The 24,162-nt window shown below is 58.7% G+C and carries 25 protein-coding genes and 2 pseudogenes; 13 read left to right on the top strand and 14 right to left on the bottom strand.

Annotated features, from left to right (window positions below):
- Nucleotides 1-98 precede the first annotated feature (98 nt).
- Both PSEUDOMOFG3G_RS16210 and PSEUDOMOFG3G_RS16205 read left to right on the top strand, forming a co-directional pair.
- On the top strand, nt 99-1,952 hold the full coding sequence (locus PSEUDOMOFG3G_RS16210; RefSeq protein WP_139050619.1) for an ABC transporter ATP-binding protein: 1,854 nt from the start codon (nt 99-101) through the stop codon (nt 1,950-1,952).
- 86 nt (nt 1,953-2,038) lie between these two features.
- The gene (locus tag PSEUDOMOFG3G_RS16205; protein ID WP_139050618.1) at nt 2,039-2,926 is read left to right on the top strand and encodes a serine hydrolase; all 888 of its coding nucleotides are present in this window, start codon (nt 2,039-2,041) and stop codon (nt 2,924-2,926) included.
- A gap of 242 nt (nt 2,927-3,168) precedes the next feature.
- Here PSEUDOMOFG3G_RS16205 and PSEUDOMOFG3G_RS16200 read toward each other — a convergent pair whose 3' ends face one another.
- Nucleotides 3,169-4,167, bottom strand: a complete 999-nt coding sequence (locus PSEUDOMOFG3G_RS16200) for an NADP-dependent oxidoreductase (RefSeq protein ID WP_139050617.1) — start codon at nt 4,165-4,167, stop codon at nt 3,169-3,171.
- 59 nt (nt 4,168-4,226) lie between these two features.
- Nucleotides 4,227-5,015, bottom strand: a complete 789-nt coding sequence (locus PSEUDOMOFG3G_RS16195; protein ID WP_139050616.1) for an SDR family oxidoreductase — start codon at nt 5,013-5,015, stop codon at nt 4,227-4,229.
- Nucleotides 5,016-5,279: 264 nt separating this feature from the next.
- Here PSEUDOMOFG3G_RS16195 and PSEUDOMOFG3G_RS16190 point away from each other — a divergent pair, with 264 nt between their 5' ends.
- A complete protein-coding gene (locus PSEUDOMOFG3G_RS16190) occupies nt 5,280-5,855 on the top strand; it encodes a TetR/AcrR family transcriptional regulator (RefSeq protein ID WP_107322767.1) in 576 nt (191 codons plus the stop codon).
- Here PSEUDOMOFG3G_RS16190 and PSEUDOMOFG3G_RS16185 read toward each other — a convergent pair.
- Nucleotides 5,838-6,527: a phytanoyl-CoA dioxygenase family protein gene (locus tag PSEUDOMOFG3G_RS16185; RefSeq protein ID WP_139050615.1), complete on the bottom strand. Its 690-nt coding sequence runs from the start codon at nt 6,525-6,527 to the stop codon at nt 5,838-5,840. The two genes, PSEUDOMOFG3G_RS16190 and PSEUDOMOFG3G_RS16185, sit on opposite strands and share 18 nt — an antisense overlap.
- Nucleotides 6,528-6,679: 152 nt before the next feature.
- Between PSEUDOMOFG3G_RS16185 and PSEUDOMOFG3G_RS16180 the strand changes: the two genes are divergently transcribed.
- The 5 genes from PSEUDOMOFG3G_RS16180 to PSEUDOMOFG3G_RS16160 all read left to right on the top strand — a co-directional run bounded on the left by PSEUDOMOFG3G_RS16180 (nt 6,680) and on the right by PSEUDOMOFG3G_RS16160 (nt 11,906).
- Entirely contained in the window at nt 6,680-7,312 is a 633-nt protein-coding gene (locus PSEUDOMOFG3G_RS16180; RefSeq protein WP_139050614.1) for a hypothetical protein, read from the top strand.
- A gap of 217 nt (nt 7,313-7,529) precedes the next feature.
- Nucleotides 7,530-8,381 (top strand): helix-turn-helix domain-containing protein, encoded by an 852-nt coding sequence (locus tag PSEUDOMOFG3G_RS16175; protein ID WP_028941359.1) that lies wholly within the window; start codon nt 7,530-7,532, stop codon nt 8,379-8,381.
- Nucleotides 8,382-8,965: 584 nt separating this feature from the next.
- Nucleotides 8,966-11,002, top strand: a complete 2,037-nt coding sequence (locus tag PSEUDOMOFG3G_RS16170; protein WP_257229574.1) for a TonB-dependent siderophore receptor — start codon at nt 8,966-8,968, stop codon at nt 11,000-11,002.
- A 69-nt stretch (nt 11,003-11,071) separates the two neighbouring features.
- Nucleotides 11,072-11,518, top strand: a complete 447-nt coding sequence (locus tag PSEUDOMOFG3G_RS16165; RefSeq protein ID WP_139050612.1) for a hypothetical protein — start codon at nt 11,072-11,074, stop codon at nt 11,516-11,518.
- Complete coding sequence (locus tag PSEUDOMOFG3G_RS16160; protein WP_076385360.1) at nt 11,505-11,906, top strand: hypothetical protein; 402 nt, start codon at nt 11,505-11,507, stop codon at nt 11,904-11,906. The genes PSEUDOMOFG3G_RS16165 and PSEUDOMOFG3G_RS16160 overlap by 14 nt, the downstream gene beginning before the upstream one ends.
- Nucleotides 11,907-12,207: 301 nt before the next feature.
- Here the strand turns inward: PSEUDOMOFG3G_RS16160 and PSEUDOMOFG3G_RS16155 are convergent, their stop codons facing one another.
- Entirely contained in the window at nt 12,208-12,480 is a 273-nt protein-coding gene (locus tag PSEUDOMOFG3G_RS16155) for a hypothetical protein (protein WP_139050611.1), read from the bottom strand.
- Between the two features lie 279 nt (nt 12,481-12,759).
- Between PSEUDOMOFG3G_RS16155 and PSEUDOMOFG3G_RS16150 the strand changes: the two genes are divergently transcribed.
- Nucleotides 12,760-13,431 carry a DUF2268 domain-containing putative Zn-dependent protease gene (locus PSEUDOMOFG3G_RS16150; protein ID WP_139050610.1) on the top strand — a complete coding sequence of 224 codons (672 nt, stop codon included), beginning with the start codon at nt 12,760-12,762 and terminating at the stop codon, nt 13,429-13,431.
- Here PSEUDOMOFG3G_RS16150 and PSEUDOMOFG3G_RS16145 read toward each other — a convergent pair.
- The gene (locus PSEUDOMOFG3G_RS16145) at nt 13,385-13,906 is read right to left on the bottom strand and encodes an HIT family protein (protein WP_139050609.1); all 522 of its coding nucleotides are present in this window, start codon (nt 13,904-13,906) and stop codon (nt 13,385-13,387) included. The genes PSEUDOMOFG3G_RS16150 and PSEUDOMOFG3G_RS16145 overlap by 47 nt on opposite strands.
- Before the next feature lie 163 nt (nt 13,907-14,069).
- Nucleotides 14,070-14,936, bottom strand: coding sequence for a LysR substrate-binding domain-containing protein (locus PSEUDOMOFG3G_RS16140; RefSeq protein WP_139050608.1), 867 nt, complete (start codon nt 14,934-14,936; stop codon nt 14,070-14,072).
- A gap of 111 nt (nt 14,937-15,047) precedes the next feature.
- On the opposite strand from PSEUDOMOFG3G_RS16140, the gene PSEUDOMOFG3G_RS16135 reads away from it, so the two are divergent.
- Together PSEUDOMOFG3G_RS16135 and PSEUDOMOFG3G_RS16130 are read left to right on the top strand one after the other, a co-directional pair.
- The gene (locus tag PSEUDOMOFG3G_RS16135) at nt 15,048-15,986 is read left to right on the top strand and encodes a DMT family transporter (RefSeq protein ID WP_139050607.1); all 939 of its coding nucleotides are present in this window, start codon (nt 15,048-15,050) and stop codon (nt 15,984-15,986) included.
- A 125-nt stretch (nt 15,987-16,111) separates the two neighbouring features.
- On the top strand, nt 16,112-16,744 hold the full coding sequence (locus tag PSEUDOMOFG3G_RS16130; protein WP_139050606.1) for a pyridoxamine 5'-phosphate oxidase family protein: 633 nt from the start codon (nt 16,112-16,114) through the stop codon (nt 16,742-16,744).
- A 58-nt stretch (nt 16,745-16,802) separates the two neighbouring features.
- Here the strand turns inward: PSEUDOMOFG3G_RS16130 and PSEUDOMOFG3G_RS16125 are convergent.
- Nucleotides 16,803-17,021: pseudogene (locus PSEUDOMOFG3G_RS16125) on the bottom strand (NmrA/HSCARG family protein); the annotation flags it as partial.
- Between PSEUDOMOFG3G_RS16125 and PSEUDOMOFG3G_RS16120 the strand changes: the two are divergent.
- Nucleotides 17,007-17,233: pseudogene (locus PSEUDOMOFG3G_RS16120) on the top strand (multidrug ABC transporter ATP-binding protein); the annotation flags it as partial. The pseudogenes PSEUDOMOFG3G_RS16125 and PSEUDOMOFG3G_RS16120 sit on opposite strands and share 15 nt — an antisense overlap.
- On the opposite strand, the gene PSEUDOMOFG3G_RS16115 reads toward PSEUDOMOFG3G_RS16120, so the two are convergent.
- From PSEUDOMOFG3G_RS16115 to PSEUDOMOFG3G_RS16090, 6 genes are all read right to left on the bottom strand, one after another.
- Entirely contained in the window at nt 17,216-18,058 is an 843-nt protein-coding gene (locus PSEUDOMOFG3G_RS16115; RefSeq protein WP_139050605.1) for an oxidoreductase, read from the bottom strand. The pseudogene PSEUDOMOFG3G_RS16120 and the gene PSEUDOMOFG3G_RS16115 sit on opposite strands and share 18 nt — an antisense overlap.
- Before the next feature lie 62 nt (nt 18,059-18,120).
- Complete coding sequence (locus PSEUDOMOFG3G_RS16110) at nt 18,121-18,831, bottom strand: SDR family NAD(P)-dependent oxidoreductase (RefSeq protein ID WP_139050604.1); 711 nt, start codon at nt 18,829-18,831, stop codon at nt 18,121-18,123.
- A 39-nt stretch (nt 18,832-18,870) separates the two neighbouring features.
- Nucleotides 18,871-19,527 (bottom strand): DsbA family oxidoreductase, encoded by a 657-nt coding sequence (locus PSEUDOMOFG3G_RS16105; protein WP_139050603.1) that lies wholly within the window; start codon nt 19,525-19,527, stop codon nt 18,871-18,873.
- Entirely contained in the window at nt 19,524-19,745 is a 222-nt protein-coding gene (locus PSEUDOMOFG3G_RS16100; protein WP_139050602.1) for a 4-oxalocrotonate tautomerase family protein, read from the bottom strand. Before PSEUDOMOFG3G_RS16100 ends, PSEUDOMOFG3G_RS16105 begins: the two co-directional genes overlap by 4 nt.
- Nucleotides 19,746-20,045: 300 nt before the next feature.
- Nucleotides 20,046-21,254 carry an MFS transporter gene (locus PSEUDOMOFG3G_RS16095; RefSeq protein ID WP_139050601.1) on the bottom strand — a complete coding sequence of 403 codons (1,209 nt, stop codon included), beginning with the start codon at nt 21,252-21,254 and terminating at the stop codon, nt 20,046-20,048.
- A 12-nt stretch (nt 21,255-21,266) separates the two neighbouring features.
- Nucleotides 21,267-21,893, bottom strand: coding sequence for an isochorismatase family cysteine hydrolase (locus tag PSEUDOMOFG3G_RS16090; RefSeq protein WP_139050600.1), 627 nt, complete (start codon nt 21,891-21,893; stop codon nt 21,267-21,269).
- A 222-nt stretch (nt 21,894-22,115) separates the two neighbouring features.
- Between PSEUDOMOFG3G_RS16090 and PSEUDOMOFG3G_RS16085 the strand changes: the two genes are divergently transcribed.
- Nucleotides 22,116-22,613, top strand: coding sequence for a helix-turn-helix domain-containing protein (locus tag PSEUDOMOFG3G_RS16085; protein WP_171061393.1), 498 nt, complete (start codon nt 22,116-22,118; stop codon nt 22,611-22,613).
- Between the two features lie 236 nt (nt 22,614-22,849).
- Here the strand turns inward: PSEUDOMOFG3G_RS16085 and PSEUDOMOFG3G_RS16080 are convergent, their stop codons facing one another.
- Complete coding sequence (locus tag PSEUDOMOFG3G_RS16080) at nt 22,850-23,878, bottom strand: D-cysteine desulfhydrase family protein (protein ID WP_139050598.1); 1,029 nt, start codon at nt 23,876-23,878, stop codon at nt 22,850-22,852.
- Nucleotides 23,879-24,162 lie beyond the last annotated feature (284 nt).

Genomic DNA, 24,162 nt, shown 5'->3' with positions numbered 1-24,162 from the left:
CCTCGTTGTGCCGGGCGAACAACCTTTCCTCCACCCAAACCCCTCAAAGCAACCTTTAAATGCCAGAATCTCTTTACCAGATGGTTTTGGAGATCACCATGCTTCACGCATTTGAACAACGGCTCGACCCTTTTCCGCCCGACGAGGCACCTCCGCCACCTGAAGGTCTGGCGCGGTTCCTGTGGGCCTGCACGCGGGGCGCTCGCGGTTACATTCTCGCGCTCGCGCTGCTCAGTGCCGCTGTGTCGATTTACGAAGCCTGGCTGTTTTCTTTTCTCGGGCAGGTCGTGGACATGCTGTCGATCTGGCAGGCAGGCGGCGATGCGGCCCGACAGGAAAGTCGAGTGCTGTGGGGCATCGGTGTGGTGCTGGTGACCAGCATTGGGCTGGTAGCGTTGCGCACGATGGTGCAGCACCAGATATTGGCGATCAACCTGCCGTTGCGGCTACGCTGGGATTTTCACCGGCTGATGCTGCGACAAAGTCTTTCGTTCTTCTCCGATGAGTTTTCCGGCCGGGTCACCACCAAGGTGATGCAGACGGCGCTGTCGGTGCGCGAGGTGTTATTCACCATTATCGAGATCGCTCCGGGGATCGGGGTGTACTTCATCGCGATCATCGCGCTGGCCGGCGGTTTCGACTTGAAGCTGATGCTGCCGTTCATTGTCTGGGTGGCGTTGTTCGGTCTTGCCATGCGCTACTTCGTGCCCCGCCTTGAGAAAGTAGGGCAGGAGCAGGCCCATGCGCGGTCATCAATGACCGGGCGTATCTCTGACGCCTACACCAACATCACCACGGTAAAGCTGTTCTCCCATTCCAAACGTGAAGCCCACTTCGCGCGCGCTGCCATGGAGGATTTCAAGCAGACCGGCTTTCGCCAGATGCGCCTGGTCAGCCAGTTCGAGATCGTCAATCAGGCATTGGTGGTCGGGTTGATCATGGGGGCAGGCGGTTATGCCCTATGGCTATGGCACCAAGGTCAAGTGGGCGCGGGTGCGGTGGCGGCGATTATTGCCATGGCGTTGCGCATCAATGGCATGTCGCACTGGATCATGTGGCAAATGACCTCGCTGTTCGAGAGCATCGGCACCGTGCAGGATGGCATGGCGACCCTGGCCCGCGGCCCCAAGGTGCAGGATGCCCCGGACGCCAGGGAGCTGGTCACCACGGGCGGCGCGGTGACTTTCGACAATGTGAGCTTCAATTACAACGGCGAACGCCAGGTGCTCGATGGCCTGAGTCTGAGCATTCGCCCGGGCGAAAAGATCGGGCTGGTGGGCCGCTCCGGTGCCGGTAAATCCACGCTGATCAACCTGCTGCTGCGCTTTTACGACGTGGACAAGGGTGAGATTCGTATCGACGGGCAGAACATCGCGCACGTCACCCAGGACAGTCTGCGCAGCGCCATCGGCATGGTGACTCAGGACACTTCGCTGCTGCACCGCTCCATTCGCGACAACATCGCCTATGGACGCCCCGATGCCACCGACGAGCAAATCCGCAGCGCCGCGGCCAGTGCCCAAGCCGATGGGTTCATCAGCCAACTGAGCGACAAGCAGGGCCACAGCGGCTACGACACCCTGGTGGGCGAGCGGGGTATCAAGCTTTCGGGCGGCCAGCGTCAACGCGTCGCCATTGCCCGGGTAATGCTCAAAAATGCCCCGATCCTGCTGCTTGACGAGGCCACCAGCGCCCTGGATTCAGAGGTCGAAGTCGCCATCCAGGAAAGCCTCGATGAAATGATGCAGGGCAAGACCGTGATCGCCATTGCCCATCGATTGTCCACGATTGCGGCGATGGACAGGCTGATCGTCATGGATGATGGACGCATCATCGAACAAGGCACCCACACCGAATTGCTCGGGAAAAACGGCACCTATGCGCGGTTGTGGCATCACCAGAGTGGCGGATTTCTGGGGGAGGATCAGGGCGTGGCTGAGGCGGTGGAGTAGGCATTAGGGGAACAGTCCGGAGCGATCACTTTCCGGGCTGGCCACTGAAATATCTTGTCGATCCGCCCAACATTCCAGGGAAGCCAATGCTCAGTTCGCTCATATCAAATGGTCAACCACGAACGCCTGCCCCATCAGAGCTGATGGTCCCCTGGTGGAGTTTTACGAAAACTGTCCTGGCTGCGACGGCTCTATCGTTGGTGCGTGATGGGCTGATTGGATTGGACGACCCCCTTGCTGATCAGCCTTTCACGCTACGCCAGCTGCTACGGCATGAGGCAGGACTCGCCGATTATGGCGAACTTGCGGAGTATCACGCCGCCATTACGAACAGTGAGTCAGCCTGGGCGGCCGATGAAATGATGCAACGACTTGACGGCACTCGACTTCGATACACCCCCGGCACCACTTGGCGCTACTCGAATGTGGGCTACCTGCTCATCGGCCGGCTTATTGAACGGCTGACAGATCTGACGCTCGATGAAGCAGTGAGTCAACGCGCGCTAACGCCTCTGGGCCTGTCGAACGTTCGCTTCGCTAAAACGCGAGCAGACCTACAAGCGACCCCTCTTGGCATCGCTTCAAATTATGACCCTGCCTGGGTCTATCATGGCTTGCTGATCGGCCCGATTTCGCAAGCGGCGCTATTGCTGGACCGACTCCTCTCTGCCGTTCTTTTCTCCAAGGACTTGCTTCAGGAAATGCAGGCAGCACGAGCATTGGGCGGCCCGATTCCCGGCCGCCCATGGATCACGCCTGGCTATGGCCTGGGTGTGATGCAGGGTTCGATTGACGGAGGATTTTCCCTCTGCGGACACACAGGCTGCGGGCCTGGCAGTGTCATTGCCGTTTACCGCATCTGCGACGGCGATGCATCGGTTTGTTGCGCCGCTTTTGAGAGGGGGGCTGGTGAAGGTGCGGTCGAAACCTTTGTGGTTGGACAGATGCTGCAAGTCCTGCGGCAGGGGGGCTGAAGACGGCTAAATGTTCTTGGCTTCGGTCTCGTGATTGGCCTAACGCCTGCCTGCGGCGTCAAGCCGTTACTGCTCAAGCATCAAACCACGCCAAAAGATGATCGGCTTTTCTACCCGTGCGGGTTCCGGTGGCAACTGCTCGTCTATGGGCTTGTCGTGCGCTGGCGGCTCCTCTGGTTCAGGCGCCGCAGTCGGGTACTTGGCGGTATGCACATCATCTACTGACATCTTTTGTCGCGCGCTTATTTGATTGTTATGGTGACTTTGCCTTTTGATCTGCCCTGCTCGACGTAGCGCAACGCCTCTGCGGTCGATGCAAAAGGGAAGGAGCGATCGATGACCGGTTTGATGACCCCAGCCTCGATAAGCGAGGTGATTTTCTGCAGTTGTATCCCGTTGGCTCGCATGAACAAAAACGCATAGCTCACCCCATGTCTGCGGGCTTTTCTGCGAATACCGCTGCTCAGCAGGCGCATGACTTGCCCCAGCCCCCAGGACAGGCCTTGCTCTTGGGCAAATTGCACGGTCGGCGGCCCTGAAAGGGAAATGAGCTGTCCACCAGGCTTGAGCACCTTGATCGATTTCTCCAGTACATCGGCGCCGAGGCTGTTCAACACCACGTCGAAATCGCGCAACTCCTTTGCAAAATCCTGCTGTTTGTAATCGATGACCACATCCGCCCCGAGTGCTTTCACCCATTGAACATTCGCCGTACTGGTGGTGGTCGCAACGAAGGCGCCAAGGTGTTTGGCGAGCTGGATAGCAAACGTGCCGACTCCGCCTGATCCAGCATGAATCAACACCTTCTGGCCTTTTTTCAGCTGGGCGGTCTCAACCAGCGCCTGCCAGGCCGTCAAACCCGCCAAGGGGATGGCAGCCGCTTCGGCCATGTCGAGATTGGAGGGTTTCAGCGCGAGCGCGTTTTCGTTCACGGCGAGCAGTTCAGCAAACGTCCCGATCCGTGCCTCTGGAGGACGTGCATAGACTTCGTCGCCTGGCTTGAATCGCTTCACCGCCGAACCCGTGCTAACAACCACTCCGGCCAGGTCATTGCCCAATACCAATGGAAATGTATAGGGCAGGATCAGTTTGAATTCCCCCGTTCTGATCTTCGAGTCCAACGGGTTCACGCTGGTTGCATGCACCTGAACCAGAACGTCATGCACACCGACCACAGGGTCGGGCACTTCGCCAATCATTCCGTTCTGCTTGCCGTAGCGGTCGATAAAAAATGCCTTCATGTTGCAGCTGCTCTTGTCGGGGGAATGAGAGTGGGGCGAGGCCGACCTGTCGGCATGGGTCAGTCTTGAGTCAAATAGCGCTGCGCCACAGCGGACTGCCTGATCTGCGACAAAAGACCCTGACGCGCGGTTTGCAGGGCATCCCAGCGCTCGCCTTCATGCAGCGGAGGAATGGTCACCGGTTCGCGACGGTCGAAGCCCACCAGTGCGGCATCGACCAGATCACCCACTTCCATGATTTCGCTCAAAGTGTTGATGTCGATACCGGCGCGATCCCAAATCTCCGTGCGGGTGGCTGCGGGCAGTACGGCTTGCACATAGACACCCTGAGGCGACAGTTCCAGGCTCAAGCCTTGGGACAGGAACAGCACGAACGCCTTGGTCGCACCGTAGACCGTCATGCCGAACTCAGGCGCCAGACCCACCACCGAGCCGATGTTGATGATCGCGCCTTCACCTGCTTTGGCCAAGCGCGGCGCGATGGCGCTGGTGAGCCGCACCAGTGCGGTGGTGTTGAGGGCCACCAGTTGTGCAACGCTGTCGGTGCTTTGCTCGATGAAGGTGCCGGACTGTGCGGCGCCGGCATTGTTGACGAGGATGCCGATGCGCGCATCATCCCGCAGGCGCGCTTCGACGCTGTGCAGGTCACTGAGTTGAGTCAGGTCGGCCTGCAGCACTTCAACGGCGACGTTGTGCTCGCCACGCAACTTCGCGGCGAGCGTTTCCAGGCGCGAGTGATCGCGGGCGACCAACACCAGATCATGTCCGCGTTGGGCGAAACGCTCAGCGTAAACCGCGCCAATGCCGGTGGAAGCGCCAGTGATGAGAACGGTAGGGCGAGTAGTCATGATGTCAGCTCTTTGTGAGAAACATGGATTGGGATTGATGCACGAGAAAAAGTCAGGCTCGATCAGCCAGTGCTTGGGCCAAGGGTATAGGCGGTAAACAGATTCAGGTCGCTCATGGGAGGTTGTTCCGTGTCCGTTGGTAGCTGGTCAGATCGTTGGAAATTATGATGATGATCGAAATCTAAACTGTCAACGGTTTTGATTATGATCAACATCAATGTATGATCAGTCGATGAATTTCCAGCGGTAACGAGGTATCGAAACATGCGCGTGACCAAAGCCCAGGCCCAGGCAAATCGGGAGCACATCGTCGAAACAGCCTCAGTCGTATTTCGCGAGCGCGGTTTTGACGGGGTCGGCGTGGCCGACCTGATGGCCGCCGCCGGCTTCACCCATGGTGGTTTCTACAAACATTTCGGTTCGAAGGCTGACCTGATGGCCGAAGCCTCGGCGAAGAGTCTTGAGCAGTCACTGATCGGCGTCGACGCATTGAGCGTGAAGGACTTCATTGATGTGTATGTGTCACGGGACCATCGCGACGGGCGCGCCACGGGTTGCACCATGGCAGCGTTGTGCGGTGACGCGGCACGTCAGTCGGACGATTTGAAGGCGGCATTCGCTGAAGGCATCGAGCGCATGTTGCAAACACTCGGCGAAAAATACCCGACCGGGCCGGATGCGGCGCCGGGTGAGGCGAGGGGGAAAATGATCGACCTGCTGGCGCACGCGGTCGGCGCGATCATGCTATCGCGCGCCTGTCCTGACGACTCGGCGCTGGCCGATGAAATTCTGGCGGTGTGTCATGCGCAAATGATTGCATCTTTACCTAGGCGAGCGTAGACCGAAGCCAAAATCCAAAGGCTCGAACCGCTCACTCGTGGCCATACGAACATTACGCAGGCCCACGGTTTCCAAGTGTGAAGCGTACAACTGCTCCGAAAAATAACTGATCAAAATCGAACGACGGTGCGAACCCACCGAGTTCAGGCTGCCCGCATGCACCAAGTCCACATCGAACACCAGGATGTCACCGGCGCAACCTGAAAGCTGTACGGAGCGTGATTCGTTGGTGAAATCGAATGGCGGCGCTCCCGGCTCGGGCCGATGGCTGCCAGGCACGATACGCGTCGCACCGTTCTCAGGGCCATAGTCGTCAAAAAAAGCCAGGGCCATGGCAATGTCGCCTGGCCGTTGGGCCGACAAGTCGCGGTGCAGCGGTTGATGGCCGCCACCGGCAAGAGGCTCGCGCCCCTCCACCTGCGACAGAAAGAACCGCTCCTCGATCAACTCCCCCGCGACCGCCAGCACCTGGGGCAGACGACACACAGCCTGAACCTTCGCATCATCGTCCAACAGCGAATGACGCCAGTCCATGCCACGCGGCACGGGCCATTGGTCCGACGGCCTAACACCAGCATCGAACGCGGCACGCAGGTCTTCCAGCCATTCGGTTGGGATCGCTTGACGGAGCAGAGCGTAACCATCTCGATGGAGTTGATCGCGGTTAGTCATGGTTTTCTCGACTTCCTTGTGCGCACGTTTGCAAGGCTAGTATTCAAAGCAAAGTTGGACCACCCGACACTGCAAAATCGAAAGTGACCAGAGACAAACCCGGAAGGTTTGCAGTTATCATCTGATCACCATCCAAGAAAAGGACTTCACCGATGAAGCGTCTGTTCGTCTGCACCCTCCTTGCACTGGCCGTCGTCGGCTACGCCAAAGCCAACCAGAGCACCTTCGAAGAAACCAACCAGTGCTCGGAAGATATCGATTGCCAAGGGGATTTCATTTGCAAAAACGGCCTATGCGATCTTCCTGAACCCCAACAAAACCTCGTTGCAAAACCCACCGTCACGACTCAAATCGCGCCCCCAGCGCCCCCAGCGCCCCCCGGTGTTGCCTATGAAACCTTGCCCGTCACCGCCGAGCGTGCCGGGCCTTTCACGACCCAGACCCAAGGGACGGGGACCGCGCTGAATTATCAAACGCGCGCTGGGGTGGTGAATGTCATGGAGGCAATTGTCGAGGAGGCTGAGTACACCGGGTATGTGGCGATTGAAAAGGCTTATACGTTTGGGCCGAGCCGGTATGTGGTGGTTGTTTCCACGGGGGAGGGTGGGAATGCTTGCCCGGCGTCTACTTATGTTTTTAGTTTTGATGCCAAGGTCGAGCGTGTTGATGGGAAGCGGGAGGTGGCTGGGTGTTCTGAGTTGGTTGAGGTTGTGGTGGAGGGGAATAGGTTGACGGTTAAGAAGGAGGGGGATGGGACTGTTGTTTTTAATGGGGTTGTGGAGTAGATCGGGGGATGGGGTGGGCTTTCGTCTGTTTTCGGCCGAGGCTGTGTAAAAACGTTTTCGAGTGCGACAGGTACTCAAAACCGGACTGGAAATCGCGCATGTGCACGAAATCCACATCTGCTGACGTGGAGGGAAGGCCGGATGTCATTACACTAGCGGCTCGTGATACTTTCCAGCTAGGCCAAGGCCTCCTTTTCTATCCGAGTCTCTACACCTCATGTCGAGCATCGCCGTTACCGATCTGACCTCCACCATGGACGTCGACAGCGTCTCGCGGCCGGTTGTGGCTCTGAGTGCCACATTGGTCGCCAAGGACTGGGAAAATGCCACGCATCAGCACCGCAAGGCGCAGTTGATCTACTCGGTTCGCGGCATCCTCAACTGCGAAATCGAAGAAGGCGTCTGGATCGTGCCGCCACAGTGCGCCTTGTGGATCCCCGGCGACTTGCCCCACTCGGCCTGGGGTTCCGGTGAAGTGGAGTGCTATTGCCTGTTCGTCGAGCAGGATGCCGCGCCGGATCTGCCGACCACCTGCTGCACAATTTCGGTATCGCCGCTGCTGCGCGAGTTGCTGCTCAAGGCGACCGCCGTTCCCGAGCTGTACGCCCCAGGCGGACGGGAGGAACGGTTGCTGGCGGTGTTGCTCGACGAGCTGGTGGCGGCGCCGGTGGAGGACCTGCACCTGCCCATGCCGCGTGACCCACGCTTGCGTCGCCTCGCGGAAATGATCCTGGCGACGCCGGCTGACAAGACGTCGAAGACCGCCTGGGCGACGCGCATAGGTATGAGCGAGCGCAGCATGAGCCGCCTGCTGCTGCAGGAAATTGGCATGAGCTTCGGGCGCTGGCGTCGGCAGCTGCACGTGATCCTGGCGCTGCAAAGGCTGACCAAGGGTGACAGCGTGCAAACGGTGGCGCTGGAACTGGGCTACGAAAACGCCAGCGGCTTCGTCACGATGTTTCGCAAGGCGGTGGGCAAGCCGCCGGCTCGCTACCTTTCGGATCGCACCGGCAGCGCGGTGACGGCAGCTGCGCCCGGAATCATGCTCCCCGATCCGATCGCCCTCTGATCCAATCCGCCTGTCCTGACGCAAGCCTGCGCTGCTTTATTAAAAAGCCGCGGACTTCAGCACCCCCCACACACCCTGCAACGTCGCTCGCCCATGAAGACGACCGCGCATAACGGCGACATCGCCGCATGTCACGCCGGCCGTTTGCCCCTCGTCAGTCTGCCTGGCAAGTCGACCATATTCCGTAATCAACCATGACTATTACTCAAAACGGCCAGCGGGAGGGTGTGATCATTATTGGCCGAATCGAATAACAATCTGGCCTGATTTCACCATCATGGCGCATTGCCTTTGTTGTTAAATGCGCCATCTAAATGCAAATGAGTATTGCTTAAATGAAAACTTCATCCATTACAGGGAAGTTTCGCTCGTCTCTTGCTCTGTGCGCCGATTCAGTCGTCTGCCCGCCGCTCGCCGGGCACCTCAAAAACGCGCCCTGCAGCGCGCTGGGCTCGGCGATTGCGGCAGCGCTTGTGCTCAGTGCGCCGGGCGCATTTGCCGCCGAGACGGCGCAGCCGCAAAATAAGGCAGCAGACTCAGCCCAGAAGGAAGTGGCCCTGCCGGCAATCCGCGTGACAGGCCAAATGGACAACGCGACCACCGAGGGAACCGGCTCCTACACCACCGGCGAGACGGCAGCGGCGACGCGCCTGCCGATGACGCTGAAGGAAACGCCCCAGGCGGTGACCGTGATCACGCGCCAGCGCATGGACGACCAGCAACTCAACACGGTGCAGAGCGTGCTGGAGAACACCAACGGTGTCACCGCGCGCCAGGCCGACAGCGAGCGCACCAGCTTCTATTCGCGGGGGTTGCTGATTAACAACGTGCAGTACGACGGCATCCCCACCGTGATCGGCAACGCCGTCAACGGCAGCGGCATCAGCGCCCTGGACACCGCCTTCTATGACCGTGTCGAGGTGGTGCGTGGCGGCTCGGCCCTGCTGACCGGCACCGGAAACCCTTCAGCCTCCATCAACCTGGTGCGCAAACGGCCGACACCTGAATTCGCCGCATCCGCCTCCCTCGGCGCCGGGAGCTGGGATACCCACCGCGGCATGGGCGACGTCTCCACACCGCTGACCGAGGACGGCCGCATCCGCGCGCGCCTGGTAGGCACCTATCAGGACGGCAACTCCTACCTGGACGGCTACAAGCCCGAGCGCAAGGCGTTCTACGGCATCGTCGAGGCCGACCTGACCGCCGATACCACGGTGAGCCTGGGCTATGACTACCAGGACATTACGCCGAAGGGCGCCACCTGGGGCGGCTTGCCGCTGTGGTACAGCGACGGTTCGCAGATCGATTATTCCCGCTCCAAGAGCTATGGGCAGGACTGGAGCCATTTCGACAACACCCTCAAGACCGCCTTTGCCGAAGTCGAGCACCGCTTCGACAACGGCTGGACGCTCAAGGGCGTGTTCAACCAGTACCGCACCGAAAGCGAATCCGAACTGGTCTCCCTGGGTGGCCGGCCTGACCCCGTCACGGGGCTGGGCGCCTTCCCGTTCGCAGTGGCGTCCGAGGGGCGCAGTCGCCAGAACACCTTTGACGTGATGGCCAGCGGCCCCTTCGAAATGCTCGGTCGCCAGCACGACCTGGTGGTCGGCGCGACAAGTTCACGCCGCAAGGCCAGTCAGGACGATGTAGCGCCGTTCTTCGCAGGCTTTACGCCGATCAACATCCATAGCCTGAGCCCAGGCACGCCACGGCCCAACTTTGATGCCATACCGCATATCCCGACCCGCACCGAGGTCAAGCAGAGCGGCATCTATAGTGCGGCCCGCTTCTCCCTGGCCGATCCGCTGAAGCTCATCGTCGGCGGGCGCCTGAACTATTACGAGGTCGACGACGACGCCAACGGCAGCACGCTGCACTACAAGAAAAACAGCGAATTCACCCCGTACGTCGGACTGGTCTACGACATCGACAGTACCTACTCGGCTTACGTCAGCTACACGGGCATCTTCAACCCGCAAACCGACTTCCGCGACACGACCGGCAACGTGCTCACGCCGTCCAAGGGCAAGACCAAGGAAGTCGGCCTCAAGGCCGCCTATCTGGACGGGCGCCTGAATGCTGCCGTGGCGGTGTTCGAGACCAAGCTGGACAACGCCGCGCAACTGGTCCCCGGCGCGTTCACCCCAGGCGGAGCCAACGCCTATACCGGCGCCGACGGCACCAAGTCTCGCGGCATCGAGTTCGACCTGCAGGGCGAGCTGGCCACTGGCTGGAACATCTACGCCGGTATCGCCCACTTCACCGCCGAGGATGGCGACGGCGAGCGCCTGAACTCCCAGCTACCGCGCACCACGGCCCAGTTCTTCACCACCTACCGGCTGCCTGGCGCGTGGAACAAGCTGACCCTGGGCACAGGCGTGAAGTGGCAGAGCCGCTTTTACCAGGCGCCGGGCGTTGGCACCAGCACGCTGGGCGGCGAACAGAGCGCCTATGCCCTGACCTCGGTGATGGGGCGTTACGCCCTGAGCGAGAACATCGACCTGGGCCTCAACGTCAACAACCTATTCGACAAGAAGTACGCCTTGCAGAAGGGTGACTTCGACACCGTGACCTATGGCGCCCCGCGCAACCTGATGGCCACGCTGGACTACCGCTACTGATTGCCCGCAGTACGCGGATCGCTGCCGGCGACTCGCGCCCCTACCGCCTTGAACATCGAGAACGTGCTCATGCCTACCCAAAACCCGGTTCACGTATTGGCGATACACAATGCGAACAAGGTCACCTTGTTCTGGTTGACGACTACTGCTGGCGCAGTGCTCTTCGTGACCTTCCAGTTGTTCTTCTACGTAAACGACTTTGTGAGAGCACAGGGCACCGCCCCGGCGATTACCTTCGAGCCCGGCATGCTTTGGGTGTTTCCTACCTTCTATGGCTCCTGGATCGTCACGGTGCTCCTCGCCCTGATCGAAACCCGCAAGGCCCAGTGGGCTGTCCTGATCCTCGGCAGCCTGCTGGTCGTGCTCAATACCCTGGGCGGAGTCACCGACGGGCTGCGCGACGGCTGGTACGTCGCCTTCTCGGCGGTATTCTTCATCACCCTGCCCGGAGTGTTCGCCATCGCCGCCAGCTGGCGTCACCTCAACCGCAAAGGAACCCGCCATGCCGATGAATAGCGCTGAATTCCCGCTGGTGTGGATGAGTTTCGCCCACGAGCCCGGGCACGATACCCAGAAGGACTTCGACGAGTTCGCAGCCAACCTGCAGCGCGGCGAACCCTTCGTGCTGCTCAGCGAAACGCCACCCGGCGATGACCATGAGCACTCACCAGAAGAAAAGAAACGCACCACGCTGTGGATGAAGAAGCACAAGGCGCAACTGCGCAGCCTGGTTCTGGCCCTGATCATGGTCGAACCCAGCGCGGCAAAGCGCCTGGGATTCAAGGCATTCGCCGGCCTGTTCGCCAAGGTCTGGGGCTACCCGCTGCTGTTCGCCGCCTCACGCGAGCAGGCCATCGAGATGGCCCACGAACTGCTGCGCAAGACTAACAGGGAGGCGCGCTGAGGGTTGGCTAGCTGAAACGACTCAGTTCGCTACAACTTCACCCTCGGAAACTTCGTCCAGTGATTTGCCGCGAGCTCGCTCTTGCGAAACGGCTTAGTAAGCCGCGGTACTTCTGGGTGATTATCAGGCATCAGTGCGGTGAGGGCGTGCGATGGGCAGCAAAGGCCATTCTCTGCCAATCATAGGTGGTCAAATCCGATGTAAATGGCAGGTAAGGTCGAATGCATGCCACGGGGGAAGTCCGTGCAGAACTCATCGGCCAGCTAAGCAGAAACGGGCGCTTTAAGCGCCCGAAACTCTGTCAATGTTCAACCTGCGCCTGAAGCCGTCGACCAATCACTTCCAGCAAATCACACCCATCACGCAACGGAATTACCAGAAGTTGCGCCAAGTCCGAAAGCACCACTGTTTCGCTGGCGATCTCGGATCGGAACGCGATGTTTTCCAGTACTTGAGTCACCACACGGATGCGGTAATCAGCGGTTGCGTGCAAGACGTCCAGCGGGGCTTGAGTATCGATGAGTAGAGAGGCAGGCGTGCAGTCGATGCCGGTAATGGGGATGTATCTTTGCATGGGATTGCTCCGATCAGGTTAAAGGGCTGATCCGATTCACAGGTCGCCAAACCTGATCGCCATTCTGGGCGACGGAATGACTATAGGTTTCCCCGCGCTCGACGGACAAGGCTCCGGGTTCCGAGAGCTTTGTAGGAATCGCGATAGTTTTTTGCCAGAGAGGGCCTACAGACAGAGGGGCGATCGAATCTGTCGACACTGGACAGCTGCCCTAGGGAAATTTACTGTCGCGAGCGGCATGGATCTATCGAGCCAGTACTGTGATTAAAGGAGAGGGTTATGGAGAAATGGACGCTGCACTGGCTGGAAGCCTCTGGGAGCCTGGCCGAGTTTCGCCGCGAGTTGACTGACGAATTTGATGCCGCGTACGAGGCCGTTGCTCGCCTGATGCCCCCGCCGAGGCTCGATGTTCTGATTCAGAGGCTACCGGGCGAAACCATTCCGGAAATGGGTCTGGTAGGGCGGGCGTATCGCAGTTCCATGTTTTCCATGACCCTTGATCCCGATAATCCCAATTTCCTTTCCAGCCTATGCACCGGCGCGTTGCGTCGACATGTTATTCATGAGGTTCATCATTGCCTGCGCATGGGTGGTCCTGGCTATGGTTGGACTTTGGGCGAGGCTCTGGTCAGCGAAGGGCTTGCCGGTCAATTTGTTCGGCATTTGCTCGGTAGCGATCCGGAGCCTTGGGAACGTGCCATAGCGTTGGCTGATCTTTCAAACTCACCGGTCGGACTCCAGGCTCTCGAATCAAGGTATTACGATCACAACGAGTGGTTCTTTGGTTTCGGCGACAAGCCCAAATGGCTCGGTTACTCGTTGGGTTATCAAATGGCCGGACGCTGGCTTGCGTCGCGGGGCGAGGTTGATGTTTCAACCTGGGTCAACGTATCAGCAACAGACATCATGGCCATTGCGCTGGAGGAAGGTTTGGTGTCGGCCGAGTCTTGAACGCCTCCCGCAACCGTTCAATTACCTGGCTGATCGAAGGCCCTTGGATTGCCGGAGGTGTAGGGCTTTCGCCGAATTCACGCCAAATGAATAACGTTAGCTCTGCGCCATCGGTCAACGTCTGGGCGTTCTCTAGTGTCCCAAAGGTCTCCAGAAGCCTGTACCGCGCATCTTTCCAAAACAGTTCCTCGACCCAGTCGTAAACCGGGATGAAATGGAAGTGGATGGGGTAGCGGGGATCGTGGCCGAATCGGCTGATATAAAGCCATTTTGGGTTCAGGTGTGTTTCGAGAGTGCGCTGGATGTTTGCCATCAGACCACCCAGCTCTGCGAGCGCCGCGTCCGGCAATTGTGCCAATGAGTTTACGTGAACCTTGGAACCGAGCATGAGGTAGCCGGGCAGGGCGGATGCCAAGTGGTGGTTGACGATCCAATGGGTGGTTTCATGGAGGGCGAATCGTGGTGCTAATTCCAAAATAGACTCCCTGTCATCGTTCGGTTTGGGCTTACATGCGACTAAAGCTTACATCTCGGTTTACCAGTCGATCACCTACAATATTCTTGGGGCTGCTTCGCCGCCCAGCGGTGCGGTACGACGTTTCGCTAAATCCCCTCGCCACAATGGAAGGGCGGTGCAGCTAGCCTTCGAACTCCGTTTGCAGCATCCCCAAAAACGCCTCCCTGGCAGGATGCCGACCGGTGTTTTCATGCCAATAAAAAAGGTTATCGATCCCCGCCAGCTCAGGGAATTCATACCCCGTCCAACCAGCCCCCTGGCGGTATTGCTCATAGATCCCACGGGGCACCAGCGAGACACCTGCACCTGCACTGACGCAGCCGACGATGGCGCCGTAGCTGGAGATGCTGATGATCGGCTGCGTTTGCTCATGGCGTAGCAGCCATTGCTCCAGCGCCAAGCGGTACGGACAGCCCGTGGGCCACATGAAGATAGCTTTGCCTCGCAAATCTGCCGCACTGCGCAGTGGGCCGTGAGACTCGGAGGCGATGAGCACCAGGTCTTCGCGGTACATCACGGCTCGTTTGAGTCCAGGTCGCTCCATGTCCACCGCTACGATCACGCCATCGAGCCGGTGATGCTGGACATCGTCCAGCAGCTGAGCCCAGGTGCCCGTGCTCAGTTCCAGGGATACTTGCGGGTACTGCGCGTGGTATTTAGCCAGCAACTGGGGCAGACGCCCCGTGGCGCTGGACTCGATCGCGCCAATGCGCAACGGGCCGCTCGGCGCGCTGTCAGGGGCTATTGCGCGGCGGGCTTCTTCTGTCAGGTTCAGTATTTTTGTCGCGTACCCCACAAAGACTTCGCCCGCCGGGCTGACCCGCAGCCCTCGACCCTCACGGAAAAACAACGGTGTGCCGAGCTCCCGTTCCAGGGACTTGAGGCGTGCGGTGATGTTGGACGGCACGCAGTGCAGCACTTCAGCGGCACGGGCGATGCTGCCGGTGTCGCAGACCGTCTTGAGCATGCGCAGTTGGGACAGTTCCATAGCTCACCCAAAGTGAATGATGGGTTGAGTTTAAGTCACTTGTGCTGATGTGGGGTGGTTTCGATACTTCGAGGCAAATCGGCAGACGCTCAATGGGGCAGGGACTTCTAAATGGAAACGCGTGGTGTGTCGTTCGACGGTTCCTCCAGCAAACCCGGTGCGAGAATTATCCTCGCGACGACGTTCGTGATTTTTTGCTGGGCCTATTCTCCGATTGGCATTCGCATCGGCTTGCAGGCTTACGATCCGGGTCACTTGGCGCTGATGCGGTTTCTCATCGCTTCGGTGTTCATGGCCCTGGTCGCGATGGTCAAGGGTATTTCCCGGCCGCGTCTCAGGGACCTGCCATTGCTGGCGGTGCTGGGTTTCTTCGCTGTGAGCTTGCACCACATTGCGCTCAATTACGGTCAGCGTGGCGTCAGTGCCGGGGCCGCCAGTGTGCTCGCCCAGTCCACGCCTTTGTTCAGCGCTTTACTCGCACATTTTTTCTTCAAGGACAGAGTCAGTGGTTGGCAGTGGGGGTGCGTAGTGTGCGGCTTGTTTGGCGCTGCCGTGGTCGTGGCGGGGGATCGTGGCTTGGGTGATATGAACGCCCATGGACTATTGATCCTGCTGGCGGCGCTGTCCTGGAGTCTGTATTTCTCTCTCCAGAAACGTCATGCCTATCGATACGATGGATTGACCATGGTTTGCTACACCGTCTGGTCGGGCACAGTCCTGCTATTTATTTTCGCGCCGGGACTGCTAATTGACGCACAACACGCTTCTGTTTCGGTGAATCTGGCGGTGCTGATATTGGGTATTTTTCCCAGCGCGCTGGCGTACCTCGCATGGGCTTACGTGCTGGCGCATAGCAATGTAAGCCGCGCCTCCATGGCGCTTTACCTGATACCGCCCACCGCGATGTTGATGGCTTCTTTGGTGCTGGCCGAGCGCCCGTCAGTGATGGTGGTGGTTGGGGCGGTTATCGTGTTGGTGAGTGTGTTTGCGTTAAATCTAGAGCCGGTAAAAGCTGCCGTTCCGGTTGCAAGCTCTAAACCCAGGGCATAACCGAGCGATGAATAATCCAGCAAACCTGCTCCTGGCCAAACCTACCGCTGCTCACTTGGTCGGAACGGGTGAGCAGGAAGCGATCAACTGAATGTGATTTTTAGACATCTACAAAGGAGATGAGCATGGAACGCGACAACGACAGCAGCGCCTACATCACGACCACACAAGCGCTGGAAAGCCTTTACGGCCCCGTCGCGGCGCCCTCGATCCTCAAGGAAGTCGATCATATCCATCCGGTTTACCAGCCCTTCATAGAGGCTGCCTCCTTTGTGATCCTCGCTTCCTCAGGCCCCGGAGGGCTGGATGCCTCACCGAGGGGCGACGCGACCGGGTTCGTTCATGTCCACGACAGCAAGACCCTGTATTTACCCGACCGCCGCGGCAACAACCGCATCGATTCGCTGCGCAACATCGTTGAGGACCCCCGGGTTGCGCTGCTCTTTCTCGTGCCTGGCATAGGGGAAACCTTGCGCGTGAACGGCACAGCCAGGATATCGGTCGAGCCAGCACTGCTGGCTCGGTTCGCGGTAAATGGGCAGCTTCCTCGAACGGTGCTGGAGATCACCGTAGCCAGCGTTTATTTCCAGTGCAGCAGGGCTGTGATCAGGGCGGGGCTGTGGGATGTGACGCGGCAGATCGAACGCAGCGCACTGCCCACGGCAGGCGAGGTATTCAAACGTATCTGCCCCTCGAAAGTAGATGGCGACGCTTACGACAAGGCCCTGTCAGGGCGCATTGCGAGCACACTTTACTGAGGAGTTCGCCGCGCCAGGGGGCAATTGGCTAATCCACCCCCTTTTTTGCCGTAGCCGCTTAAACCCCGGCAACGGCCTCGCGCACGAAGTCTTCATAGGTGCGTAGCGGGTGGCCGATGAGGGTCTGGAGCCTGTCAGGTCGCAATAACTCCGCCACGGCGACGTCAGCGATGTCGCGTGCATCAATCATCGACACTCCCGCCGAACCGATTGGCATCGGGTAGAACGAGAGGTTCTCAATCGCTTGTTGGACCATGGGCTCGTTCTGCATGAAGTAGCCCCGATCCTGCTGCTTGACGAGGCCACCAGTGCGTGGGGTTCAGAGGTCGAAGTAGCCATCCAGGAAAGCCTCGATGAAATGGCAAGACCCTGATCGCCATCGCCCATCGGCTGTCCACGATTGCGGCGATGGACATGCTCATCGTCATGGACGATGGACGCATCGTCGAACAAGGCACCCGCACCGAATTGTCAGTCAAAGTCAGTTGATTCTGAAAGACGCTCCCAGGCGGCTATTTCCGTTTGAAGACGCGCGATTTTTTCGCGCACCAGTCTCAACGCATCCTGACCGAGCAATAGATGAATGGGAGGCTTCTCAGCAGCCACCAGAGCCAATAAGGCCTGCGCCGCCTTGTGCGGATCGCCCGTCTGTTTGCCACTTTTCTCTTCACGCGTCTTGCGAAGCGGATCGAACACAGAGTCGTAGTCACTCAAGGTGCGAACTGAACGGATCATCGAGCGCCCCGCCCATTCGGTACGAAACGAGCCTGGGGCCATGGCAGTCACATGGATACCCAAGTGTTCCACTTCTTTGGCCAGTGCTTCGCTGATGCCTTCAAGGGCGAATTTGCTACCGCTGTAGTAGGCGATGCCCGGTAAGGTGATAAAACCGGCCATGGAGGTGATGTTGACAATATGTCCGTTGCGCCGCTCACGCATACCTGGCAGAACCGCCTTGATCATTGCCACCGCGCCGAACACGTTGGTGGCGAACTGGCGTTGCATCTCCGTTAGCGGTGACTCCTCAAGAATTCCCTCATGGCCATAACCCGCGTTGTTCACCAACACGTCTATCCGGCCCACATTTCCTAGGATCTCAGCCACCAGCGGCTCTATCGCCTGGTAATCGGTGACGTCGAGCACGACGGCCTTGGCGCGATCGGTGTCTAGCGCTTCGAACGCAGTACGCTCGGACTCACGCCGTACCGTACCAACCACAGTATGTCCCGCTGCTAGCACTGCTTGAGAAAAGGCCAGGCCGAAGCCTGAACTCACCCCGGTGATCAGAAAAATCTTGTGAACGTGGGTGTTCATGGTGCGCTCTCTGAGGAAAACGCCGTCGGTATTGATCGACGGCGGTGCGAATAGGTCAGTCTTCAGTGCCCCGCGCTCTGACCGCCATCGACGTGGAGGATTTCACCCGTAACAAAGTTGGCGCTCTCCAGATACACTACCGCCTGCGCAATGTCGCTGATCTCGCCCATGTGTCCGATCGGGTGCAAACTTCCAAGTGCGTCGTGGGTTTCTTCGCCGTGCATCGGTGTTTTGATGATGCCTGGGGAGACCGCGTTCACACGGATGCCGCGCTTGGCGTATTCGATGGCCAGGGATTTGGTCGCCGCGTTCAGCCCACCTTTGGTCAGCGAAGCCAGGACCGACGGTACACCGTCGATGGCATGATCGACCAAGCTGGTGGTGATGTTGACGATGTGCCCTTTGCCTTGTTTCTCCATCTCGGTGATCGCGAGTTGGCTGATATAGAAGAAGCCGTTCAGATTCACCGCCAGCACATTGGCGTAGTCTTCAGCGCTATAAGAGGTGAACGGTTTGGCAATGAATATACCGGCATTATTGACCAGAGTGTCGATGCGGCCAAAACGTGCAATCGTTTCACTGATGACTTGTTGAGCAACAGCCGGGTCGCTGATGTCGCCCGCCACGGTGAGGATGTCAGGGTCGGTGGAGGGTTTGATTGAGCGCGAGGTGGCAACCACCCGATAATCGAGATCACGGAAGGCCTTAGCTATACCCGCGCCGAGACCTTGAGATGCGCCAGTAATAACAATGACTTTTTTCGAATTGCCCATGATGGACCTCTACTAGATATATGGGTTGAAAGGGACTAATCAGGCTTGGGCGGGTGCCTGCGCCATGTGTCTCAGAATTTTTTCGTAGTCCTCGATCGATTGCGCGCCGGACACCAGCTGACGACCGTCGAGGATCATGGCCGGAACCGAAGTGATGCCGCGCTGGCGGTAAAACTTTTCAAGCTCAAGCACCTCCTTGGCAAACACTTCTGACGCCAATACCTCAAGTGCACGGGCCGAATTCAACCCCGCGTTAGCGGCTAGACGCACCAGCGTCTGACGATCGCTTGGGTTCTGACCGTCGGTGAAATAAGCAGCAAACAGGACCTTCTTGAGCTCGATCTGCCGCCCCTCCTGCAACGCCCAGTACAACAATCGGTGAGCATCGAAGGTGTTGTAGAAGTGGCTACGCTTCTCCAGATCGAACCGGAATCCAATGGCCTGACCGCGGGCAATCACCATCTGGTTTCTCGCTGTGACTTCCTCAGCACTGCGTCCGTATTTACGTATCATGTGCTGGACCGCGTCCTCGCCTTCGGCCGGCATGTCCGGGTTTAACTCGAAAGGCTTGTAGGTCAGTTTCACCGACACTTCACCTGCCACGTTTTTGATCGCTTGCTCCAGTGCCGTTGCGCCCAGTGCGCACCAAGGACAGACCACGTCAGAGACGAAATCGATGCTGACGGTGGAAGTCATGACTTAACCTCCGCTTCAACTAGTTGCTTTCGGTATTGGGTGGTGGTGATGCCTGCGTAACCCCAGTTATCGGTGTCGACTTCTTCAATCACGATATGGGTCAGGTCAGGGCGTTTGTTAAGGACGCGCTCCAGTGTTTCTGTGATTTCGGCAATCACCTGAGCTTTCTGCTCGGAAGTGATGCCGTCGCGGGTAATGCGGACGCTGACGAAAGGCATAACTACTCTCCAGTGGCCGCCCATCAACAGGATGGGCTAGGCGATGGATTGCAATGTAAGCCTTAACTATTTCGCAATAAATGCGTGTTATAGAATATAACTAGTAACATGATGTAATGAGTTTGAATGAGAGCCTGTCCGAAATGCTTGCCAGGTTCGTCAGCGCATATTCGGCAAGCAACTCGGTATGTGAATCGGCATTAGTAAGGGCGGTCGCGCCGTCGTCCGGCGTGGGATCCCAGAGAGTGCGATACCGTTGCCGCCTGTCCTTTTGTTTTAAGCGCATAGTGAGCAGTTGGCTTATGAGCGAGCCTCTGCGGGCGTTGAGCTCGGCTCACGGGGAGAAAGAACATTGATCACCGTGGCCCCAAGAGCAAGCAAGGTGCCAACTACGGCAAGACCTATCCAGCCAGACTGGTGCACTCCGTAGTTCCCTAGTGCAGCACCGACGGCTCCACCCAGGAAGTACGCTCCCATGAACACGGTATTGAGTCGGCTTCGGGCCTCAGGGCGTAAGGTGAATACGCGTGCCTGGTTGGCAATCAGGCCGGCACGATTGCCAAAGTCGAGCAGCACCATGCCGACGATCAGGGAGCCGAGGCTTTGTCCGCCTGCAGCGATGAACGCAAATCCCACAGTGAGGGCTACCGCCCCGGCGAGAACCATGGTACGTGCGCCCAGGCGATCAGCCAGGACACCGATACATGGCGACAGGGCAATGCCCAGCAATGCGACCAGACCAAACAAGCCGATGGTGGCAGAGTCGAACTCGTAAGGTGGCTGTGCCAGCAGCGCGGCGAGGCTGGCCCATAGCGCGCTGAACCCAGCGAACGTCATAAGCCCGCCCGCTGCGCAGTAGCGCAATACTCGTTCCTCAAGGACCAAGCTGCCCAGCGACCGCATGAGCCCGGCATATGGGATAGCGGTCAAGTTCGCGGTAGCGGGCAGGCTCCTGGCAACAATTATCAGCAGTAGTACATCGGTGAGCGAAGCCATTATGAAGACGACTCGCCATCCGGTGTATGCACCGACTACCCCTCCTATTGTGCGTGCCAGCAGAAGGCCTGCCGAGAGACCACTGAGCAGGCCGCCGACTATCCGCCCGCGTTCAGTCAGTGTGGCCAATCCCGAGAGTACTGGAATGATGATCTGTGCGGTAATAGCGGTCACGCCAACCACGACGCAGCTCACGCACAGCAGCGTGAAGCTCGGCGCGGCGGCGCAGACGATCAAAGCAACGGCATTCACAGCAATGGCCAGCAGCGCGATCTGGCGTGGCTGCCGGCAATCGGCGAGTGGCACGATTAGCAGCAGGCCCGCCGCATAGCCGAGCTGTGTCAACGTGGCGATCAGGCCAGCGTGTGTTGGCGCCAAGCCAAACGACGCAGCTATCTGGGGCAGCAATGGCTGATGATAGTAGATTGTCGATACGGCAAGGGCGCAGCAGAAGGCCATCAGGGCGACAAGGCGACTGGAGATTGCTTGCGGGGCTGCGGATGAGACAGGCATGGCGTGGCCCCTTTACTGCTTTAGTAGGGCCAGTAGAAGCCCTTGGGTGTCGACGATACTGTGGGCAAAAGTCGGCCCGTTCAGTTCGTGCGCCGCGTGCATCATTTCCTTGTTGAATGCCGCTGTCGCATCGCGTACCAGAGTGACGTGATAGCCGAGCTCCATGGCGAAGCGCGCCGTCGATTCGATACAAGTGTTTGCCAGCAGACCAACAACGATCACATGCGTGATGCCTTGCTGCTTGAGCCGGAAGTCGAGGTCGGTATTGGCGAACCCACTCTGACCCCAGTGCTCCTGGATGATGATGTCGCCCTGTTGCGGTACGAAGTCGGGATGCCATTCACCGCCCCAGGTACCTTTGGCGAAGGTATGGCGTTGCTGGATCAAGCGTTGGGTCGGGTTGGGGTGATCCCAGTGATCGTAGTCGCCGACCTGCCAGCGCCGATGCGGTACGTAGAACACCTGGAAGCTGTGTTCCCGAGCGGCGGCGAGGCAGGTGCGTAGGTTGTCGAGCAGATGAACGTCATCCGCGACGCCTTTCAGCATGGGGAACAGCTTACCGCCCTCGGACAGGAAATCGTTATAGGGATCGACTAGCAGCAGGCCGGTTCGCGCAGGGGAATACACAGGATGAGTCATGGCAGTGTTCCAGTTGAAAGGATGTTGGAGTGAGAGGTTTTTTGCCTGCACGGACATCTGCTTCAATTTGCCCTTGCGGCGGCGTGAACCTCAGTATGACTCATGAGACTATGAAAAACATAGTAACAGCGGATTTATCGGTCTCATATCTGGTTTCTTGAGGCTTGGCAGGCGTGACAGTGTTACTGTGAAAAACATAGTTATAGTGGGACAAACAGCGTGATGACGATGCAGGACAAGACGAATAGTACGGTGTGCCCGGTTGCACGCTCGGTGGATGTGGTAGGTGACAAATGGACGATTCTGGTTCTTCGCGAGCTGTACATGGGCGCGACACGCTTCGAGGAAATGCAGATCCAGACCGGGGCTACGCCGCAGATGCTGACCTCGCGCCTGAAAGCGCTGGAAGCCGACGGTCTGGTCGAACGTCGGCCTTACAGCGAAAAGCCGCTGCGCTACGAATACCACCTCACCGGCAAGGGAGGGGACTTCTATCCCGTGATTTACGCGTTGCGAGCCTGGGGCGAAAAGTGGTGCAAGAATGGGGATGAGGGATTAGCAGTACGTTTCGTGCATCGCGATTGTGGTCATGACGTTGGAGTGGCCAACGTTTGCCCTCACTGTGGCGTCTCCGTGGAACGCAAGGACCTCGAAGCGTCGATAAGCAATCGCTTCCTTGGCGAACGCGAGGCTCGTTGGAAGGCCTTCAAGCGAAAGTAGCTGACCCTGGCAGACTGGCGACTATTTTGACTATACCAGCGGCTACACTTGGCAGATTTTGTTGAATAAATAGCGATCATCTGAATTCGCCATCGGCCCCATCTACGCTAGCTGCGAACGAATGTTCCGCCCGGATCTGTAGGGTTTGTATCTAACAGGCTCTCCAGATCCTCGGGGTGTAGTCGATGAAGGGCTTGGGCAGGATGACGCCAGCATGTTAACTGGGGCGATGCTTGTCAGCTGTAGGCGGTTCTATAGGCAAAGATCCCAGGTAATCCACCAGTCATGATGAACAGCAGGTTGCTGCCGGCAGAGTGATCACCACGGGTGACGGATTCCAGCAAACCCGCGAAGGCCTTGCCACCATAGACTGGGTCGATTAGCAGCCCCTCCTGGGAAGCAAGGATTCTGGTTGCCGCCAGCATGCTATCGGTCGGGGCGCCGTAAGCACTTCCTCGTTGAGAGTCGTCGATTTGCAGCGCCTCAGTGGGCAACACCGCAGTGCTACCAAGTAGCTTCAGGACGGCCTGGGTTTTTTCCCGCGTCACGTCAAGCGTTGGCCCCACCGGGCCTAGCACGGAATAGCCCTGCACCTGGGTTGATGAGCCGGCGATAGTGAGCCCTGCCAACAGGCCTGAGTGGGTGCCGCTGCTGCCATTGGGAATAATGATCCGCTCGAACTGCAGGCCAAAGGTGTCGGCCTGCCCGAGAATCTCGGCGGCGCAAGCCGCATAGCCCAGGCTCCCGCGCGCACTGGAGCCACCGAGAGGCATTACGAAGGTCCTGCGGCCTTGGCGCTGCAATTGCTCGACCAACTCCAGCGCGTAGGGTTCGGCAGCCTCCCCCACGGGCAGTTGATGGACGCCGGCGCCGAACAGTGTATCGAGTAGCACGTTGCCGTTCAGTCGGTAGTCTTCATCGTCGCGGATTGGCGATTGGGTCAGAATCAGCTCGCAGGCGAGGCCGTGGCGGGCGGCGACTGCAGCGGTCAGTCGGGCATGATTGGATTGCAGCCCGCCCCAGGTCACCAAGGTATCTGCTCCAGCAGCGATCGCCTCACCTAGCAGAAACTCGAGCTTGCGCAGTTTGTTGCCACCACCGCCCAATCCGGTGAGGTCGTCTCGTTTTACGTAGAGGTTGCACCCCCTCATCGTTGGCAGGGCACTGAGCCGTGACAGTTTCTGGATCGGGGTTGCGCTTTCCAGCAGAGCGATTCGCGGATAGGCAGACAGAGCCGTTCGTAAGTGTTCAATGTCGAGTCGCATGTGAGCATTCCTCGCAGGTAGCAAAAGAGAAGTACCGCAGCCGTAACGGCCTTCGGGAAGGACTCGTCAGACTCGGGAAACCCGGTAATTTCTGATCGTTTTCACGTCCGCATTGGTTCAGCGGCATGTGCGAGGTGGCGTTGCAGACCCTTGCCGCTGGCCCAGCGAGACAATGCACCATATTCGCAAGAAGCTTGATCTGCACCTGCCCACCAGTCGAAACAACTCATGCCATGAGGCCGACTCCGGCAAGTACCTGTTCGTCGTAGTTGGAGGAACTATAT

Source organism: Pseudomonas sp. FG-3G (assembly GCF_901007645.1).
In the GTDB taxonomy this organism is placed as follows: Bacteria; Pseudomonadota; Gammaproteobacteria; order Pseudomonadales; family Pseudomonadaceae; genus Aquipseudomonas; species Aquipseudomonas rhizophila.
Note: the sequence above shows the minus strand (reverse complement) of the source record. Positions and strands in the feature narration are given on the sequence as shown.